General features: G+C 68.0%; 21 protein-coding genes. 12 read left to right on the plus strand and 9 right to left on the minus strand.

Features of this window, described 5'->3' with window-relative positions; all coding sequences use genetic code 11:
* The first annotated feature begins 653 nt into the window (after positions 1-653).
* The 6 genes from ADBZ6I_RS08995 to ppk2 all read left to right on the plus strand — a co-directional run bounded on the left by ADBZ6I_RS08995 (position 654) and on the right by ppk2 (position 5,932).
* A complete protein-coding gene (locus ADBZ6I_RS08995) occupies positions 654-941 on the plus strand; it encodes a hypothetical protein (RefSeq protein ID WP_526382967.1) in 288 nt (95 codons plus the stop codon).
* A complete protein-coding gene (locus ADBZ6I_RS09000) occupies positions 941-2,107 on the plus strand; it encodes a hypothetical protein (RefSeq protein ID WP_526382969.1) in 1,167 nt (388 codons plus the stop codon). Before ADBZ6I_RS08995 ends, ADBZ6I_RS09000 begins: the two co-directional genes overlap by 1 nt.
* A gap of 184 nt (positions 2,108-2,291) precedes the next feature.
* Positions 2,292-2,792 (plus strand): LpqN/LpqT family lipoprotein, encoded by a 501-nt coding sequence (locus ADBZ6I_RS09005; protein WP_526382971.1) that lies wholly within the window; start codon positions 2,292-2,294, stop codon positions 2,790-2,792.
* A gap of 858 nt (positions 2,793-3,650) precedes the next feature.
* Entirely contained in the window at positions 3,651-4,433 is a 783-nt protein-coding gene (locus ADBZ6I_RS09010) for a hypothetical protein (protein ID WP_526382973.1), read from the plus strand.
* 416 nt (positions 4,434-4,849) lie between these two features.
* The gene (locus ADBZ6I_RS09015; RefSeq protein WP_526382975.1) at positions 4,850-5,080 is read left to right on the plus strand and encodes a chorismate mutase; all 231 of its coding nucleotides are present in this window, start codon (positions 4,850-4,852) and stop codon (positions 5,078-5,080) included.
* A 60-nt stretch (positions 5,081-5,140) separates the two neighbouring features.
* Positions 5,141-5,932: a polyphosphate kinase 2 gene (ppk2, locus tag ADBZ6I_RS09020; protein WP_526382977.1), complete on the plus strand. Its 792-nt coding sequence runs from the start codon at positions 5,141-5,143 to the stop codon at positions 5,930-5,932.
* 15 nt (positions 5,933-5,947) lie between these two features.
* Here ppk2 and ADBZ6I_RS09025 read toward each other — a convergent pair whose 3' ends face one another.
* From ADBZ6I_RS09025 to ADBZ6I_RS09035, 3 genes are all read right to left on the minus strand, one after another.
* Positions 5,948-6,739, minus strand: a complete 792-nt coding sequence (locus ADBZ6I_RS09025) for a cyclase family protein (RefSeq protein ID WP_526382979.1) — start codon at positions 6,737-6,739, stop codon at positions 5,948-5,950.
* Positions 6,740-6,742: 3 nt separating this feature from the next.
* Positions 6,743-7,054: a hypothetical protein gene (locus tag ADBZ6I_RS09030; protein ID WP_526382981.1), complete on the minus strand. Its 312-nt coding sequence runs from the start codon at positions 7,052-7,054 to the stop codon at positions 6,743-6,745.
* 85 nt (positions 7,055-7,139) lie between these two features.
* Complete coding sequence (locus ADBZ6I_RS09035) at positions 7,140-7,550, minus strand: WhiB family transcriptional regulator (protein WP_526382983.1); 411 nt, start codon at positions 7,548-7,550, stop codon at positions 7,140-7,142.
* A gap of 129 nt (positions 7,551-7,679) precedes the next feature.
* On the opposite strand from ADBZ6I_RS09035, the gene ADBZ6I_RS09040 reads away from it, so the two are divergent.
* The 6 genes from ADBZ6I_RS09040 (at position 7,680) to ADBZ6I_RS09065 (ending at position 11,825) form a co-directional block, all read left to right on the plus strand.
* The gene (locus ADBZ6I_RS09040) at positions 7,680-8,420 is read left to right on the plus strand and encodes a helix-turn-helix domain-containing protein (RefSeq protein ID WP_526382985.1); all 741 of its coding nucleotides are present in this window, start codon (positions 7,680-7,682) and stop codon (positions 8,418-8,420) included.
* A complete protein-coding gene (locus ADBZ6I_RS09045; protein WP_526382987.1) occupies positions 8,417-9,217 on the plus strand; it encodes a C40 family peptidase in 801 nt (266 codons plus the stop codon). The genes ADBZ6I_RS09040 and ADBZ6I_RS09045 overlap by 4 nt, the downstream gene beginning before the upstream one ends.
* A 36-nt stretch (positions 9,218-9,253) precedes the next feature.
* Entirely contained in the window at positions 9,254-9,601 is a 348-nt protein-coding gene (locus ADBZ6I_RS09050; RefSeq protein ID WP_526382989.1) for a DUF4226 domain-containing protein, read from the plus strand.
* Between the two features lie 73 nt (positions 9,602-9,674).
* A complete protein-coding gene (locus ADBZ6I_RS09055; protein WP_526382991.1) occupies positions 9,675-11,201 on the plus strand; it encodes a DUF4226 domain-containing protein in 1,527 nt (508 codons plus the stop codon).
* 13 nt (positions 11,202-11,214) lie between these two features.
* Positions 11,215-11,532, plus strand: coding sequence for a type VII secretion target (locus ADBZ6I_RS09060; RefSeq protein ID WP_526382993.1), 318 nt, complete (start codon positions 11,215-11,217; stop codon positions 11,530-11,532).
* Complete coding sequence (locus tag ADBZ6I_RS09065; RefSeq protein WP_526382995.1) at positions 11,529-11,825, plus strand: DUF2694 family protein; 297 nt, start codon at positions 11,529-11,531, stop codon at positions 11,823-11,825. Before ADBZ6I_RS09060 ends, ADBZ6I_RS09065 begins: the two co-directional genes overlap by 4 nt.
* Here the strand turns inward: ADBZ6I_RS09065 and ADBZ6I_RS09070 are convergent.
* The 6 genes from ADBZ6I_RS09070 to ADBZ6I_RS09095 all read right to left on the minus strand — a co-directional run bounded on the left by ADBZ6I_RS09070 (position 11,822) and on the right by ADBZ6I_RS09095 (position 15,294).
* A complete protein-coding gene (locus ADBZ6I_RS09070) occupies positions 11,822-11,962 on the minus strand; it encodes a hypothetical protein (protein WP_526382997.1) in 141 nt (46 codons plus the stop codon). The two genes, ADBZ6I_RS09065 and ADBZ6I_RS09070, sit on opposite strands and share 4 nt — an antisense overlap.
* Positions 11,963-12,028: 66 nt before the next feature.
* Entirely contained in the window at positions 12,029-13,270 is a 1,242-nt protein-coding gene (gene lipE, locus ADBZ6I_RS09075; RefSeq protein WP_526382999.1) for a lipase LipE, read from the minus strand.
* Positions 13,264-13,755, minus strand: coding sequence for a peroxynitrite isomerase (locus tag ADBZ6I_RS09080; RefSeq protein WP_526383001.1), 492 nt, complete (start codon positions 13,753-13,755; stop codon positions 13,264-13,266). The genes lipE and ADBZ6I_RS09080 overlap by 7 nt, the downstream gene beginning before the upstream one ends.
* A complete protein-coding gene (locus ADBZ6I_RS09085) occupies positions 13,752-14,162 on the minus strand; it encodes a VOC family protein (protein WP_526383003.1) in 411 nt (136 codons plus the stop codon). Before ADBZ6I_RS09085 ends, ADBZ6I_RS09080 begins: the two co-directional genes overlap by 4 nt.
* Positions 14,163-14,165: 3 nt before the next feature.
* Positions 14,166-14,801 carry a methyltransferase domain-containing protein gene (locus ADBZ6I_RS09090; RefSeq protein WP_526383005.1) on the minus strand — a complete coding sequence of 212 codons (636 nt, stop codon included), beginning with the start codon at positions 14,799-14,801 and terminating at the stop codon, positions 14,166-14,168.
* Positions 14,802-14,868: 67 nt separating this feature from the next.
* On the minus strand, positions 14,869-15,294 hold the full coding sequence (locus ADBZ6I_RS09095) for an STAS domain-containing protein (protein ID WP_526383007.1): 426 nt from the start codon (positions 15,292-15,294) through the stop codon (positions 14,869-14,871).
* Positions 15,295-15,477 lie beyond the last annotated feature (183 nt).

Genomic DNA, 15,477 nt, shown 5'->3' on the forward strand with positions numbered 1-15,477 from the left:
GTCTCGGCGCAGGCCGCGTGGGCGGCTCTGGTCGCCGGCAGCGAACCCGACACCCTACTGATCGGCACGATCGACCGGCGCAACACCGCTTCGCGGCTCAGCGCCCAGCGAGCGGGACGGCCGGCGCTGCTAGGCAAGGCGTTCATGGCATTGCGCAACTGACACGGTGCGCTCGTAGAAACCAACAGGACCGAGGTAATCAACAAGGCTGTCCAGCTGTACCGGGAGGTTCAAGAAGCCCAACACAAGGGGCGGCGGCATCTTTATCCAGAAGGACGCCAGCGCCGATCCAGTGCTAACCCGGTTTTACTGACCCGTAGGGCTTCGGCCCTGCAGAGTGTCGCAAAACCGACCGGTTTTGCGACATCGGTGCGCGCCCGCACCTATCCCATCGGCGCAGCTCGCTGTGTCTCGTTTCTTGTCTCTCGCAGCGCATGTCCCGAATCCCCGCTGGCGGTAGGCGGGCGACAGGCGACTGTTACGGCCACTCGGCGACGCGGGCCAGCACCAGCGGCCCAGTACCTGCCGATAATCGGGACATATGTCAGCCAAGACGGCCGCGCGGCCGGCCTTTCGTCCAGGCGGTTATGTACCAGGCCTGCAACGGCACGAGCCCTCCAAGCTGCTCGTAAGCTTCCCGTATTATCGTCCAGGTGAGTTTGCTGGACATCGCACCGGGCGGGCTTGAACGCCTGGCAGGTCAGTGTGGGAAGTGGGCGGGCGCGGTCGCTGTGCCCTCCATGCCTGATGCGCAGATCGCAACGAGCCAGGCATCGGCCACCGCCGTCTCCGCCATCCACGCACGCACCGGAATGAGCGGCGAAGCACTGTCTGCGCGGATGGGCACCAGCTCCCAAAAGCTGAACTCCGCCGCAGCCGCCTACGCGGTGCACGACGCAGAGTCTTCGGCCCGGTTGGCAAGCGTGTCGCCGAGAATCTGATGCCTGCCACCGGGGGAATTCCGACCTTGTCACAGGTCCGAAGCTGGAACACCGAGCACCTCACTGAGGCTGCGGTTCACTGGACTCGCACCGCGGTGGTCTGGGAGGACAGCTTCACGGAGCTCGCCAATCAGATCAGCGTTCCTGGAGGCACAGCCTGGGAAGGCGCCGCCGCCGACGCGGCCTTCGCAAGCGCCCACGCCGACCGGATGATCGTCATTGGTCTGGCTGACGAACTGCATGCCGCCGCTCAGATTGCCCGCACCGGCGCCAATCAGATCGACTTCGCCCGCAGCGCCGTACTCCGCGTCGTTGAGGCCGCCGAGGCCGCCGGTTTCGTCGTTGCCGAGGACTTCTCCGTCACCTGCCCCGGCTTATTCGACCCGATCACGGCCGCTGCCCGGCAAGCCCAGGCCGAGGCCATCGCCACCGACCTCCGCGCCACCGTCGGAACTTTGGTGGCCACCGACACCGAGGTTGCCGCGAGCTTGACCGCCGCCACCTCCGGACTGGGCAACACCGTGTTCCCAGAGTCCGAGGACGCGGCGTCGACGGTGCAACTCGTCGACTTCAAGACCGCGCCGAATCCCAATCCGGGTACACCCGACGATCCAGTCGACGACCGGCCCACGTCATCTACGCCGTCTCCCCTGCCTTTGCCGTCACCGAGCTGGCCACCGGCCCCGCTTGATCCCGAGGACCTCGATCGGTTCGGAAATGAGGGGGACGTCATCGAGCAGACTGCTAAGGAGGCGCAGAGACATCCGATCAGTCCCAAGATTCCGCTGGAAGAATCAGGTGTGTTCGGTAAGTGGATGGGTCGGCTGGGAACTGCCGGGGAGGTCTTGAAAGCCGGAACGGAGGGCAAGGAGGACCTCGCTAACCACAAGGGTTGGAAGACCACATTGATCGACGTCGTGCCTAAGACGGTTGGTGCGATTCAGTTTGGCAGCGTTGGCGCGGCTTTGGGCGCTGCTAACGGTGCCCGGCTCGTGTCAGGGTTGGGCAAGTTTGCAGCGCCTCCTGGTCAAGAGGGGCTCGCTGAGGTCGTGGGCGGACTCCTCGGTGCCGCCGGCGGCGGGTTTATCGGCGCCGTGAAGGGGGGCGAGCTCGGTGCTTCCGTGGGAAGAGCAGCCTCTGCGTACCTGCATAGCGTCTTGGACTGATTTCAGGATTGGAGGGCAAGGGCGGTGGACATTAAGGTGTGCGGCCGGTGCTTGAATGGCTAAGGGTTCCAATGCAATCGTTCCCACCGTCGCGGTTCTTGTCGTTGCGGGTTGCGGATTCGTTCGCGATACGCCCGGTTCGTCGGCCGACTCAATGCCAGATCCTCTGGCGTACAGGTGTTCTGTGAGCACCGCGATTTCGATGACCGTCGTGCCGCCCCGGGAGGCCGATGAGCCCTTTGTGTCGGTTCCCACTCCGGCTGGTTGGGAGTTCGTTGCTCGTGACCGGGAAATGGTGCGCGGCGGGTTAGTGAGTGCTGAACTACGGGCCAATGACTTCACTCCCAATGCCGTGATTACCTTGGCCGACGTGTCGGTGGTTGCACGCACCCCCCAGCAGGCGCTGGACGCCGAACAGAACGGGCTTGCCGGCGAGGTTCACATCGACTCTGTCCAGGACGGCACCCTGTGCGGCTATCCAGCCAGGAGGGTGAATTACCTCTTCGAAGGCCGCGATGCCACCACGTTGATCGTCGCCGGCACCGACGGCCGAAAAAGAACATGGGTCAGCACAGTGGGCATCCAAACCACAGAGCCGACGAACCCCCAGTACGTCCAAGACAAGGCGGTGATTCTGGATAACTTCCAATTCCTGATCCGCCACCTCGACGACATCGCGTCATGACAGAAAGAAGGCTGTTCCATGCGGCCGGTGCCGCGCTGTTCCTGTACTGGGCCGTGTCCTGGATATGGCATGCGGCGCAACACGGTTCGTATGCGACCTTGATCGCCGAAGTCATCACGGTGATAGGAATAGCGTGGTCCATGCTCGCCGGGCGTGTTCTACAGCGCATCCCGGCAGGCCAGCGGTGGAGGGTTGAGACCGGTGAGGGCGCAACCATCGTGCGCCCCAACCGGCTCAGGTCCACGGTCGTCATGTTTGGGGTGATCGCTCTACTACTGGGACCGATCCTTATGGGTGCGCTTCAGCTGATGGGCCGGTTGGACGTTCCCATCGGTGATCCCCCGACGATCTGGGAAAGACTGTTGAGCGGCTTCTTTCCAGTCGCAGGTGTGGTGTGCGGGTTCTTTGCGGTGGTGTGGCTAGCGGGGCTCGTGTGGAGGCGCGGCGATGTTGGCTCGCTGATCATGAATCCGCGTGGGGTCGCGTTGAGCACTCGGCGCAGTGCCGCAGTGTCCTGGGATGCTGTGCGTGACGTTCCACCCGTCGGTTCGGCGACATCGCGATCCGGCGTTTACCTCGGGCCGGAACTTAGGATTGAGGCGTCCCCGACGCCGCTCAAGCTTCCTCTGAGCAGATTTCCCACCGACGCCCAACCGCTGGCCAATATGGTGCGGTTCTACTGGCACAACCCGCACTGCCGTGACGAACTGGGAACCGCACGAGCCGTGGCGCGTTGGGAAGCAGGGGATTTTCCGGGGGTAGCTGGATGGAATTCCGGCGAACCATCTCGACGCCAAAACGGCCGCGGAAGTAACTCGGAATGAGTGCCGCGTTGCCCCAAGCCAAAGACATCTCTCAGTGACCGGCCGCACGTGGTTCGTGCGCGCAGGTGCCGTCGCCGGGGTAGCCGTCGCGGCGTGGTGGATCGTGCACGCGTGGCGGGCGGGCGCCTACACCACCGTTGCCGCTGAAGCCATGATCCTCGGCGGCGCCCTCCACCTCGGATTCAACGATCGGATCGCCCGGTTCATCCCCGCCGCTCAGCGGTGGCGGGTGGGTGCGGAAAACGAAGGAATCGGATTCCGCCAGAACAATTTTCGTGTACGGGCGTCGTGGACGGCAGTCCTAGCGCTGTTGCTCGGAATCTTCTTCATGGGCCTGCTGCAAATGGTCGATGAACTCGACGTCCCGACCCGCACCCCTCCCACCTCGCAGGACCGTGCGTTGCTGTCCCTGCTGCCAATCCTCGGCGTCGTGTGCGGAGTTCTTGCACTCGTCCTGGTGGGCACGTGGCTGTGGAGCATCGGTACGACCGGAGGCAAGTCAGGGTCGCTGGTGATCAACCGCGACGGCGTCACCGCGTGGTCAAGGGGTCGGCCGACGCTACCGTGGAACGCCATCCGCGACGTCCAGCTGGCCGACGGCAACTCCAGACGCACAGCCACCCTCATCGTCGACGGGTCGCCGAAACCGTTGACGCTGCCCCTGGATCTGTTTCCCCAAGACTCCGCTGCGCTAGCCGATATCGTGCACTTCTACTGGCGCAATCCTGATTGCCGTGATGAGCTGGGCACCGAGCGGGCAGTGGCGCGTTGGGAGCGCAAAGACTTCCATCGGTTACCGCAGCAAGACGCCAGCTGACCCGCCGGCGCTCGGCTCGGAGGAGGCATGCAGATGGACGCCTTTGCCGACCCACTGCACACCACCTCGCTGCCCCAACTGATCGCCCAGAGCAACGGGCCAATCACCCTCGTCGCCCCGAATCATCTGGATCACTGGCTGCCGGGACTGACCGTGCCCGCCGGATGGGCGCCGGTCGGATGGGGCGGGGCGTGCGCGCGACGGCCAACCTCGACCTCGGCCCGTCGACGCCGCCGGCGGAACTGCGCTGATCGAACAGGCAATCGTGATCGGCCTCGACGTCCTCGCTCGTCTGCTGCCCGACGTCGAGGTGCTGACCAGCAGCCTGCACCGATCCGTGCTGGGCATGCCGGGAATGGCCAGCCCGCCGCCACCGGCGTGACTGCCGTTGCATCCGACCCGTTACGGTCGTCAGCATGTCGCTGGCTGAAGTACGTCTGCATATCGAGCGGGTCGACGAGGGCATCGTCAAGCTGCTGGCCGCCCGCCAGAAGCTGGTGGCCGAGGCCGCGTCGTACAAGGCCGACGGCAAAGCGGCGAAGCATCGCGACGCCATGTCGGCCCGCCGCCGGGAGCTGGCCGCCGCCGAAGGGGTTTCTCCGGATCTCGTCGCCCGCGTGTACGACGCACTCGACGCCGGGGCCTAAAGTCCCCTCCCCCGCCCGGACTGCCCCGCCGGTCGCGGCTGATGTGTTGCTATTGGAGGCATGACCGTGCCCCGCCGCGTCCTCGAGGAAGACGAACTCAAGCCCTTCCAGGTCGAGCTGCTCAAACTTCAGCGCTACCTCGAAGAGCACAACCGGCGCATGATCGTGCTGTTCGAAGGCCGGGACGCCGCGGGCAAGGGCGGCACCATCCGGCGGGTCACCCGCTACATGAATGAGAAGCGCTACCGGGTGGTGGCCCTGGGCAGACCCACCGAGGAGCAGCGCAGTCAGTGGTACTTCCAGCGCTACATAGCGCAGTTCCCCACCGGCGGGGAGATGGTGCTGTTCGACCGGTCCTGGTACAACCGCGCAATGGTCGAGCCGGTGTTCGGCTTCTGCACCGACGAGGAGTACCGCAACTTCCTCAAGGGTGTGGTGGGCTTCGAGAAGGACCTCGTCCGCCAGGGCACCATCCTGGTCAAGCTGTACTTCAGCGTCACCAAGGAGGAGCAGGCCCGCCGCTTCGAACGCCGCCGCGACGATCCGCTGCGGCAGTGGAAGCTCAGTGAGATCGACGTGCAGGCCCAGGAACACTGGGACGAATTCACCGAAGCCAAGTACCGCATGCTGCGTCGCACCAGCACTCCCGATGCGCCGTGGACCATCATCCGGTCGGAGAACAAGCATCTCGCCCGGCTCAACGCCCTCCGGGTGATCCTCAGCGCCGTCTCGTACCTGGATCGCTCGCCGGATGTGGACTTCGTGCCGGACCCGGAGATCGTCGTCCCCGGTGCACAGGAACTGGTCTTGATGGAGGCCGACCGGATTCGCAGCGGCAAGTTCACCGGCTGATCACTGGCGGGTCGCTTATTCAGCGAAGATCGCGACCGCCCGCGTCCATCCCGCCGAGGCGGCGTGCACCTTGACCGGGAAACACGCGACCTCGAATCCGTGGTGCGGCAGTGACTCCAGGTTGTGCAGTTTCTCGATGTGGCAGTAGCCGATGGTCCGTCCGGCGCGGTGGCCCTCCCAGATGATCGACGCGTCGTGGCTGCGGGCGTACCGCTGGGCGGTGAAGGAGAACGGCGCATCCCAGCTCCAGGCGTCGGTTCCGGTCAGCCGGACCCCACGCTCCAGCAGGTACAGCGTGGCCTCCCGGCCCATGCCGCAGCCCTTGCCGACGTAGTCGGGCTGCCCGTAATGCGTTCCGGCGCTGGTGTTTACCAGCACGATCTCCAGCGGTTGCAGGGTGTGGCCGATGCGCTCCAGTTCGGCGGCGACGTCGTCGGCGGTGACGACGTATCCGTCTGGCAGTGCCCGGAAGTCCAGTTTGACCGCCGGTTGCAGGCACCACTCCAGCGGAACCTCGTCAATGGTGATGGCCCGCTTGCCGCCGTCCATGGTTGATGCGTAGTGGTACGGCGCGTCGAGATGGGTGCCGTTGTGGGTAGTGATCCGCACCCGCTCGATGGCCCAGCCCTCGCCGTCGGGCAGGTCGGCCACTGCTGCCCCCGGGAAGAACGACACCACTTCCTCGGCGGTCTGCCGGTGGTCGTAGTAGTCGATCTCGGGCAGGTGGCCCGGCGGGTCGGAGGCGATACCGGCCTGCAGCGGAACCGAGAGGTCGACGAACCGGCGGGTGGCCATGCGCCCCATCATCGCCTAAGCCTGATCGACCCGGGCGTCCGAGGACGGGCCGTCCGGTCCGGTGGAGATGTCGGGGGTGAACTGGTCGGGGTTCAGCCCGCTAGCCGGCGTCGCGGGCGGCTGTTGCGGCTCGGCCCGGCCTTCGGTCGGTGCGGTCGGTGCGGTCGGGCTGTGGGAGCGCTCATCACGCCAGTCGCGCACCAGCTGAACGATTCCGGCCACCGCCAGCGCGACGACGACGACGGCCAGCGGGGTGCTGCCGGTCAGCGCGGCGACGATGAGGGCGACCAAGCCCGCAACGGCCAAAATCACGACAGCGCGCACCATCCCAGTCTGCCTGCGCGGGAGGGCACATGCCGGTACGCGTGCGCGCGGCGTGTTCGCCCGGTCAGGCCGCGGCGTGTTCGCCCCCTCAGGCTGCAGTGGGCCGTCGGCCGAGCCGGATATGCACGACAGCGGCCGACGGCGCGGCCGACGCCTCGTCGCGGGCCAGCAACTCCGCACTCTCGGGCAACTCGCGGGGGTTGAGCGACCCTTCGGCGATCTGCTGCAGCACCGCGTGGGCGCGCGCCAACTGGTGGCGCTTGCGGTACTGACCGCCGGGCAGCTTCACCCCCGCCCACACCCCGTACTCCTCGCCGCCGTCCACCGCTTGACGGGCGCACTGCCGTTGCTGCGCCAGGGGGCACCGTCGCAGACACAGCGTGCGGGCCTTCACGGCCGACTGTTCGTAGACGCGGGCCTTGGCGGCCCCGTCGCTGGCGTCGTCGTCGGCGTAGCCGAACCACAGGTCGGGTTCGACCGAGCACGGGCGCTTGTCCATCACAGCCTCCTCAGAGCGTTTCGATGACGGAAGCGTATACACACGTATCGGTATCCGCAACTAAAACGTACACAGAAACGTATACGGACGTGAGCCTGTGTACGATTCGCCCATGGTGGGAGCCCGACGGTGAGCCGTGAGGCGGCAGGTGCCGCCATCCGGGCACTGCGGGAATCCCGTGACTGGTCGCTGGCCGATCTGGCCGCTGAGACCGGAGTCAGCACCATGGGTCTGAGCTACCTGGAGCGGGGCATCCGCAAGCCGCACAAAACCACTGTTCAGAAGGTCGAGAACGGTCTTGGCCTGCCGCCGGGCACCTACAGCCGGCTGTTGGTGGCCGACGATCCAACCGCCGAACTGGCCCAGCTTGGAGCCACCCCGGGGGCGCCGCCGAGCGTTGTTCGCGCGCCGGGAGCGGTGGTGGTCAACCGCCATACCGACGCCGATGTCCTGGAGGCGCACGCCGAAGCGCACCTGGAATCGCTCAACTCGTTGATAGCCCGACTGCCAGCGGAGACGTCAAACGAATACGAGACGTATATTCTGTCCGTGATCGCTCAATGCGTGAAGGCCGAGATGCTGGCCGCCAATTCCTGGCGGGTCGCGGTCAATGCGGGCGCTGCGTCCGCCGACCGTTTGATGGACCACCTCAAGACCCTCGAGCACATCCGGTCGACCCTGCTGGCGCGGATGCCAGGCAGCATCAGCGCCGGGTTCGACCGGGCCTGCCAGCGCAGCGGCCTGCCCGATGCGGTGATCGCGACGCTGCTCGGGGTGACCCCTGACGAGATGTGGGACATCCGCAATAAAGGACTCATTCCCCCCGGCGCACTACCCAGGCTGCGGGCGTTCGTCGAGGCGGGCTCATGACCGCCGACGAGGTCGAACTTCTCCGCCGGGCGCACGCGCTGTTCGACGGCGCCGTCGGCGGAGGCCTACCGCCTCCCCGCCACTCCCCCGCGTTGTCGACCAGCGCCCAGGCCGGCGCAACGATCGGCGCCTACCGTCACCATGCGGCCGGTTGGCTCGCGGAGTTGGACGACGCCCGTCGCGTGGATGCCGCACTGGCGGCCATCCTCGGCGCCGCGCAGCGTGACCACGGCGAGGCACGTCGTGACACCGGCGCCGTGCTGGCCTCCGCCCGCACCGACGCCGCGACCGTCGTCGGTAACCCGATTCTTGCTAGGGAGTTGTTGCGCCGCAGAGTGATCCGGCTGCGGGAGCAGCACTCCCATGTGCGGTCGGCTCGTCGTCGGGCACGCCGGCATCGCACCGATCTGCGGGAGCTGCGCTACCGGCACCGCCGACGTCGCCCTGCCGCCGGCAACCGCCGAGCCGACGCCGCGGTCCAGGCAGCGCTGACCCGTCTCGGCCGGCCCTATGTCTGGGGTGCCACCGGACCGGACCGGTTCGACTGCTCCGGACTGGTCCAGTGGGCCTACGCCCGTTCCGGAGTTCACCTGCCGCGCACCACCTATCAGCAGATCTACGAGGGCGTGGCCGTCGCGAGGTCGCAGGTGCGGCCCGGTGATCTGGTCTTCCCGCACACCGGGCACGTGCAGATCGCGATCGGCGGCGGCCTGGTCGTCGAGGCGCCGCAACCCGGGGCGACGGTCCAGATCAGCAGGATGGGGCCCGCGGTCGCGATCCGCCGGGTCGCGGGGTGAGTTGTCCGCGCCTGAGGTCGTGGGTACCGTCGTGCCATGACTTCGGGGGACTCGTCGGAGGCGCTCGCAGCGGCACGGCGGTCGCTGGCAGCCCGTGATGCCGAGCTCGCCGACGCCGACCGCGCACTGATCGACGCCGTCGCGGACGCCCATGCCATGGCGGTCGAGTCGATCGGCCGCATCGACACCATCGCGTCCGCCGTCGAGAACGCCGCGACCGACCAGCCGAAGGACAACCCGGCCGGCGCCCGCGAAGTCGGCCGCTACCTGGTCGCCAGAAACCGCGAGATCGCCGAGGTGGTCAGCGAAGCCAAAGCCGCCGCGGAAGCGAAAACCATTGCTCTGAAAGAACTTACCGAGCGCTACCGGTCGGCCCTCGGCTAACAGCAGTTGTGCACAGCGGTGAATTGTTCACCGGCCCGGTACTGCCTAACGTCACCGGCATGAGAGGCATGCGGTGGCGGACTACCACGATCTCCTCGACGCGATAGCCCGGGTCCGGTCGGCCACCGGCGATCCGAGCGCATGGCAGACCGGGCTGTCCGGCGACGACATCGCCGTAGCGTCGAGGCCGATCAGTTCACCGGAGGCGATCAGCGCCGTCCTGGCGAAGGTGATCGCCGCCCACCGGGATGTCTTCGCGACCACGCCCGTTGCGGCCGCACCGCCACCACAGACCAACGACGGCTCGGCAGCCGAAGCGATCCGGGAAGCGGAATCGGCGCTGGCTCAGCAGCATTCGACAGCAGCCCAGACCGACCTCCAGGTCGTGCGCGCCGTCCTTGGCGCCCATGCCACCCAGACCGCGGGGCAGGCCCAACTCGACCGGGTGCAGCAGGAGATCGAGACCGCCGTGCTGACCCGCACGGGCCTGGACACCCCAGCCGGGGCTAGGGAGTTCCAGCGGTTCCTCATCGGCCAACTGCGCGACATCCAGGCGGTGCTGGACACCGCGGGCCTGGATGCGACTTCGCACGCAGCGCTGGCGAGTGCGCTGGCGGCGCTGTACGCGTCGTCCAGTCCGCACGAACCACCGGGGGTGGGGGAGCGGCCGGTACCGACACCACAAACCCAATCAGCACAGCAGGATTCATCGCGGTCCACTGAGCCGGCCGACCGCACGAACACGCTCGGATCCGAAGACCCATGGGACGACTTCGGCGGTCTCCCCACCGGCCTCCCGGCCGATCTCCCCACCGGCCTCCCGGCCGATCTCCCGGCCGACATCCCCGCCGGCATCGCCGCCCCTGCCGATACCGTCCCGCTGCCGCCCGCACCCGTCGCGGCGGCGCCGGCTCCGGCGATGTCCGCGATGCCGGCGAGCGCCCCGGCGGCGTGGGGAGCGGGGCCGCCGGGTTCAATGCCGTTGGGCGGCGGACTCCCGCCGCTGCCCGGATCCGAATTCGCCGGCCTGTCGCCCGGCACCGGTTTCGGCTCGGGATTCGACCCGGCGGAACCGCGCCGCAACCACGGAGCGGACGACCTTGATCACCTGCTCGACCGGGCCTTCGGCGAACCGTCCGCCGGCCGCTCCGACGACCCTGCCGAAGAGCCCGAGCCGCCGGCCGTCCGGGAGCCCGCGGGTGAGCCGGCGGATCCCGCCACCTCCGTCCTGCTGCCCGACGGCGATACCGTCGCGGCCCGCACCCCTGAACTGGCCGCCGCGATCACCGCCGCCGTCGCCGGCACCCCGATCCCGGAGGCGTTCGGCGGGCAGGGCATCACCGTGCCTCCGCCCGGATCGCCGGTCGCCGCTCCGCTGGATCCGGAGCGCCTCGTCGCCGGCGACATCGGTGTGTTCACCGATCGGCATGCGGTGGCATTGGGCAACGGCAAAGCCCTGCTGGATGGGCAGATTCAGCCTATTTCGGCCGCGACCGGCCCTGGCTTTCTAGGCTGGCAGCAACCGCCGCGCCCGGACCCCGCAACGAGTACGCCGGAAATCCCGGCACCGAACCGGCCGGCGCAGACGGCCCCGTCCTAACAGGGAGAGAGCAATGGCAGAGCGCCTCAATGTGGTGCCCGATGAGCTTCGCGCGGCGGCCCGGGAGCACCGGGACAGCGCCGATCAGCTCGCCGCAGTCCCGGCTGGCAACGCGGCGGTGATGAGCACGCTGGATTCGCTGGGCCCGATCTTCGCCGAGTTCCGTGCCGCCGGAGCTGAACTGCTCGAGCAGCGCCGCGTCTGCTACGAACAGCAGTCTGCTGCACACGCCGAAATGTCCGATCGGCTCAACCATGCCGCCACGATGTTCGAACAGCAGGACGCCGAGGCGGCGCAGCGGCTGCGCACGGTCGCCGGGGACGGCACGTGAGCGAGCCCGATCCGCGGTTCGACGCGGTGCACCCCAGCGGCCATGTGATGTTCCGATCCTGCCGCGGGGGATACCTGCACAGCGTGGTGCTGTCGGAGGTGGTGGCCGATGTCGACGCCGAGACGCTGGCGCAAGCGGTGCTGCGCACCGCCGATGTCTCGCACCTCAGGGCGGTGATGGAGATCCGCCAGGAAATCCTCGACGCCGGCTTCAGTCCGTCAGCGGAGTTGTCGACGCCCGCCGACCTGGCACGCGCCGAGGCCGCGTTGGACGACCACCGGCTGGGCAACTAACCGGGCTGCGGCCCGCCGTCGGCCGTCGGCCGGATGTCCTGCGGCGGAGCGACGGGACTCGACCCGAACAGTTCGCGGGCCCGCCGCAGCAGGGCGCGCACCTCGTCGAGTTGTTGCTGCAGCAGCGAGTCAGCCATGCGGCCAACGGTATCCGGGGGCGCACCGGGCGACAATTCGGTCCTGTGGAATTCAGCGCCGTGAATTCAGCGCCGCGGGAACTCGGCGTTGATCCGGTCCAGCAGGGCGGTGTACCGGCCTGCCTCGGGGTGCCGCCCCGGCTTGCCGCTGCTGACCAGCCCCACCGACAGATCGCGCGACGGATCCGCCCACATCGCGATGTTGGTCAGCCCGGTATGACCGAAGGCGGCCGCGGCGTCGCGGCCGAAGGGTCCGAACCGCTTGGAGCCCAGCATGTATCCGGTGCCCCACCGCATCGGCATCAGCCCGGTGGCCACGTCCGGGCGCATCCGACGGCACTCCCGGGTCGCGGCCCGCAACGTCTCCGGCCGCAGCACCCGCACACCGTCGAGTTCACCTCCGCGGCAGAGCAGTTCGGCGAACCGGGAGAGCTCCGCAGCGGTCGACACCGTGCTCGACGACGGCACCACGCTGGTCAAAAACATCGGGCTGTTGGTGAACCTGACGATGTTGCGCATCGACCCGCCCAGTGCCGTCTTCATCGCCGCGGCCATCGGCGCGGGTAGCGGCTTGCCGGTGACGTGACTCGGCGCCACCGACGCCACGTCGGCCTCGGCCACGCCGTAGTTGGTCCAGCGGAACCCCAGCGGGTCGAGGATCTCGGTGGCCAAAATCTCGCGGATGTTGCGCCCGGTCGCGGCCGAGACGATCTCGCGGACCAGCGGCCCCCAGGTCAGCCCGTGGTAGATGTGCATCAGGCCGGGCCGGTGGATCGGCTTGAGGTGGCCCAGTTGCTCGCGGGCGTATTCGCTGTCGTTCATCCGCTTGAGGTCGGGTCGCTGCCCGGCGGCGAACGGCACCCCGGCGCTGTGGCTGATCACGTGCCGGATGGTGGTGCGTTCCTTGCCGTGACCGGTGTAGCTGGGCAGGTAGTCACACACCCGGTCATCGAGGGAAAACGCGCCCCGCTCGACGAGCATGTGCACCACCGTGGTGGTGATCGCCTTGGCCGCCGAGTACACGCAGAACGGTGTGCCGGTGCTGATCGGCACCCGCTCGGCGTCCGGCGGGTCCTCCGGTCCGTTTCCCCACCCGTGGCCTATGGCGCGGTTGAGCACCACCGCACCGTGGTGCCGCACGCACAGCTGAATGGCGGGCTGCATGCCCGCGGAGTACCAGTGCCGCACCGCGTCCCAGATACGTTCCACCGCAACACCGGTGGGCTCCTCGGCGCCGGTGTCGGTGACCGCGCGGAGGTCGGCCGGAACTCTGATCCGGCCGTCGCCTACGGGTCGGGGGCTCACCATTGGCGGTGCAGCGTCGCGGTCAGGTGATGCTGCAACGGCAGGCCCACCGCACCCATCAACACCGTGTAGTGCAGTTCGTCGCCGTCGACCCGGATCGAACGCCGCAGCGCCATAACGTCTTTCGCCGACTGACTGAGTCCGATCGTCGTCGAGTGCACCTCGACGACGAGGACACCGTCCTCCTCGGCGGTGACCGAGCCCTCGTCGATCTCGCTGATGCCGGTCGGGTGGGCCAGCACCAGTTCCACCCGTCCGGGGGCGGGCGACCGCAGGTAGCCGCTCTCGGCGTGCATCGGACGGCCGTCGTCCGAGCGGGTGCGTTGGGTGTAGGCCAGGAACGGTTTCCCGACGTGGCCGAAGCTGACGTCCTCGACGTACTCGAACGGTTCGATGGTGGGGTAGTCGCCGAACCCGCGGCCGGACCAACTTCCCAGCAGCGGCGCCAGGGCCGCGATATCGGGATGCAGATCGGGTACGGCGCTCACACCGGCCCGACCAGCTCGACCCAATTGCCGTCGGGGTCGGCGACGAAGCACCAGCCCATGCCGGGAACGGCCGGGAACGCGGTGGGTTCCTCGACGACCGCAAAGCCGGCGGTGGCGGCCTCTCGCGCGGCGTCGCGGACATCGGCCACCACCAGGGTGAGGTAGCGGATCCCGGCTTGCGCACGCCCTCCGCCGGGCACCGCGGCGGCGGTGGGCGGCTCGTCGTAGCTGACCAGCTTGATCACGACGCTATTGCCCACTGCGTAGCGCTTCATGGTCCCGCCGGGAAAGTCCAGGTCCCCCTGATGCGTCAGACCCAGATACCCCTCGTAGAACGCCACCATCGCGTCGCGCTCGGTGGTGACCAGCCCCACCTCGATGCTCGGTGCGAGCAGTTGCACCGACACCGCTCAGCCCTTGGTGCCGACGGTGATCAGGTCGAACACCCCGCGAGTCCACAGCGGCCGGTCGACGCGACGCTGATCGGTGATGGCGAAGCCGGCGCCGGTGAACAGGGCGCGCATCTCGCTCGGCGTCGGGCTGCTCGCGACGGAGGATTCCTGCGTCGCCAGCCGGCGCAGCGCGGCGGGCAGTGGCGGGCTGATGGTGGCCACCGCCACCAGACCGCCGGGGGCCAGTACCCGGTAGAACTCGCGCATGGCCGCCGGCTGGTCGAAGAAGTGGAACGCCGACGTGGTGACGACGGCGTCCAGCGCGCCGTCGTCGAAGGGCAGCCGCTCAGCGGGGCCCTTCATCCAGCGGACCTGCGCCGAGCGGGCCTTGGCCTGTTCGAGCATGCCGTCGGCCATATCGACCCCGTACACCTCGGCGGGGTGCAGTTCGTCGGCGACGCGGGCGGCGAGAATGCCGGTGCCGCAGGCGATGTCGGCGACCCGCTGCGAGCCGGCCGCGCGCAGCTTGGCTACGACTTCATCCTGGGCGGGTCGGTAGACCCAGCGCTGCAGGAACGGCAGATCGTAGAGCGGCGCGGCGATGGTCCAGAAGCGTGTGACGGCGGCGTTCAACTGCCGGCCCGGAGTGGTCATCAGCCGAGTATGGCAGTCGGCGATGGGCGGCGGTGTGCGGTGGGCGGTGTGCGGTGGTTCGGACTTTTCAGCTGCGGTGTGAGGTGTGGCTTCGGGCCAGCACGGCGACGGCGGAGACGATGTTGGGTGCGGTGGGCATGATTCCGTCGGGGTCGCAGACCCGCAGCAGCCGCTCCACTTCCGAACCCGGGACCAGCACCCAGTCGATGCCGGCGCGTGCGCACCGCGAGTGCACCCGGTGCAGGACGGAGTAGCCGGCGGTACCGAAGAACTCCAGGCGCGATAGGTCCAGCACGAGCTGGCGGTAGCCGGGCAGGTGGTCCTCGATGCGCTCGGAGAGATCCCCGGCGCTGGCGGCGTCGATGTCGCCGAAGGCGGCGACCAGGACGGTGGTGGCGCTCAGTTCCCGGGCTCTTACCCGCTCGGGTTCGGTCAGCGGGACGGTGGTGCGCGCGATCGCGAGGGGTATCGCATTGTTGGCGACAAGCATCATGCCTCCGTCGTGGTGATCCGCGGAATGTGTTTTCGAAAGAGCGCCCTAGCGGGCATTCAGGGAGCTGCGCTACCCGGCGCGCGTGCGCTCGTCCGGGGCTGTGAGCTCAACCTGAAGAGAAATCTACTACGGAATCCGTCGTAGGGCTAGTGGACAGTTCAAGTAACTATATAAACAGCTCAG

Source organism: Mycobacterium sp. (genome assembly GCF_044342925.1).
Classification (GTDB): Bacteria; Actinomycetota; Actinomycetes; order Mycobacteriales; family Mycobacteriaceae; genus Mycobacterium.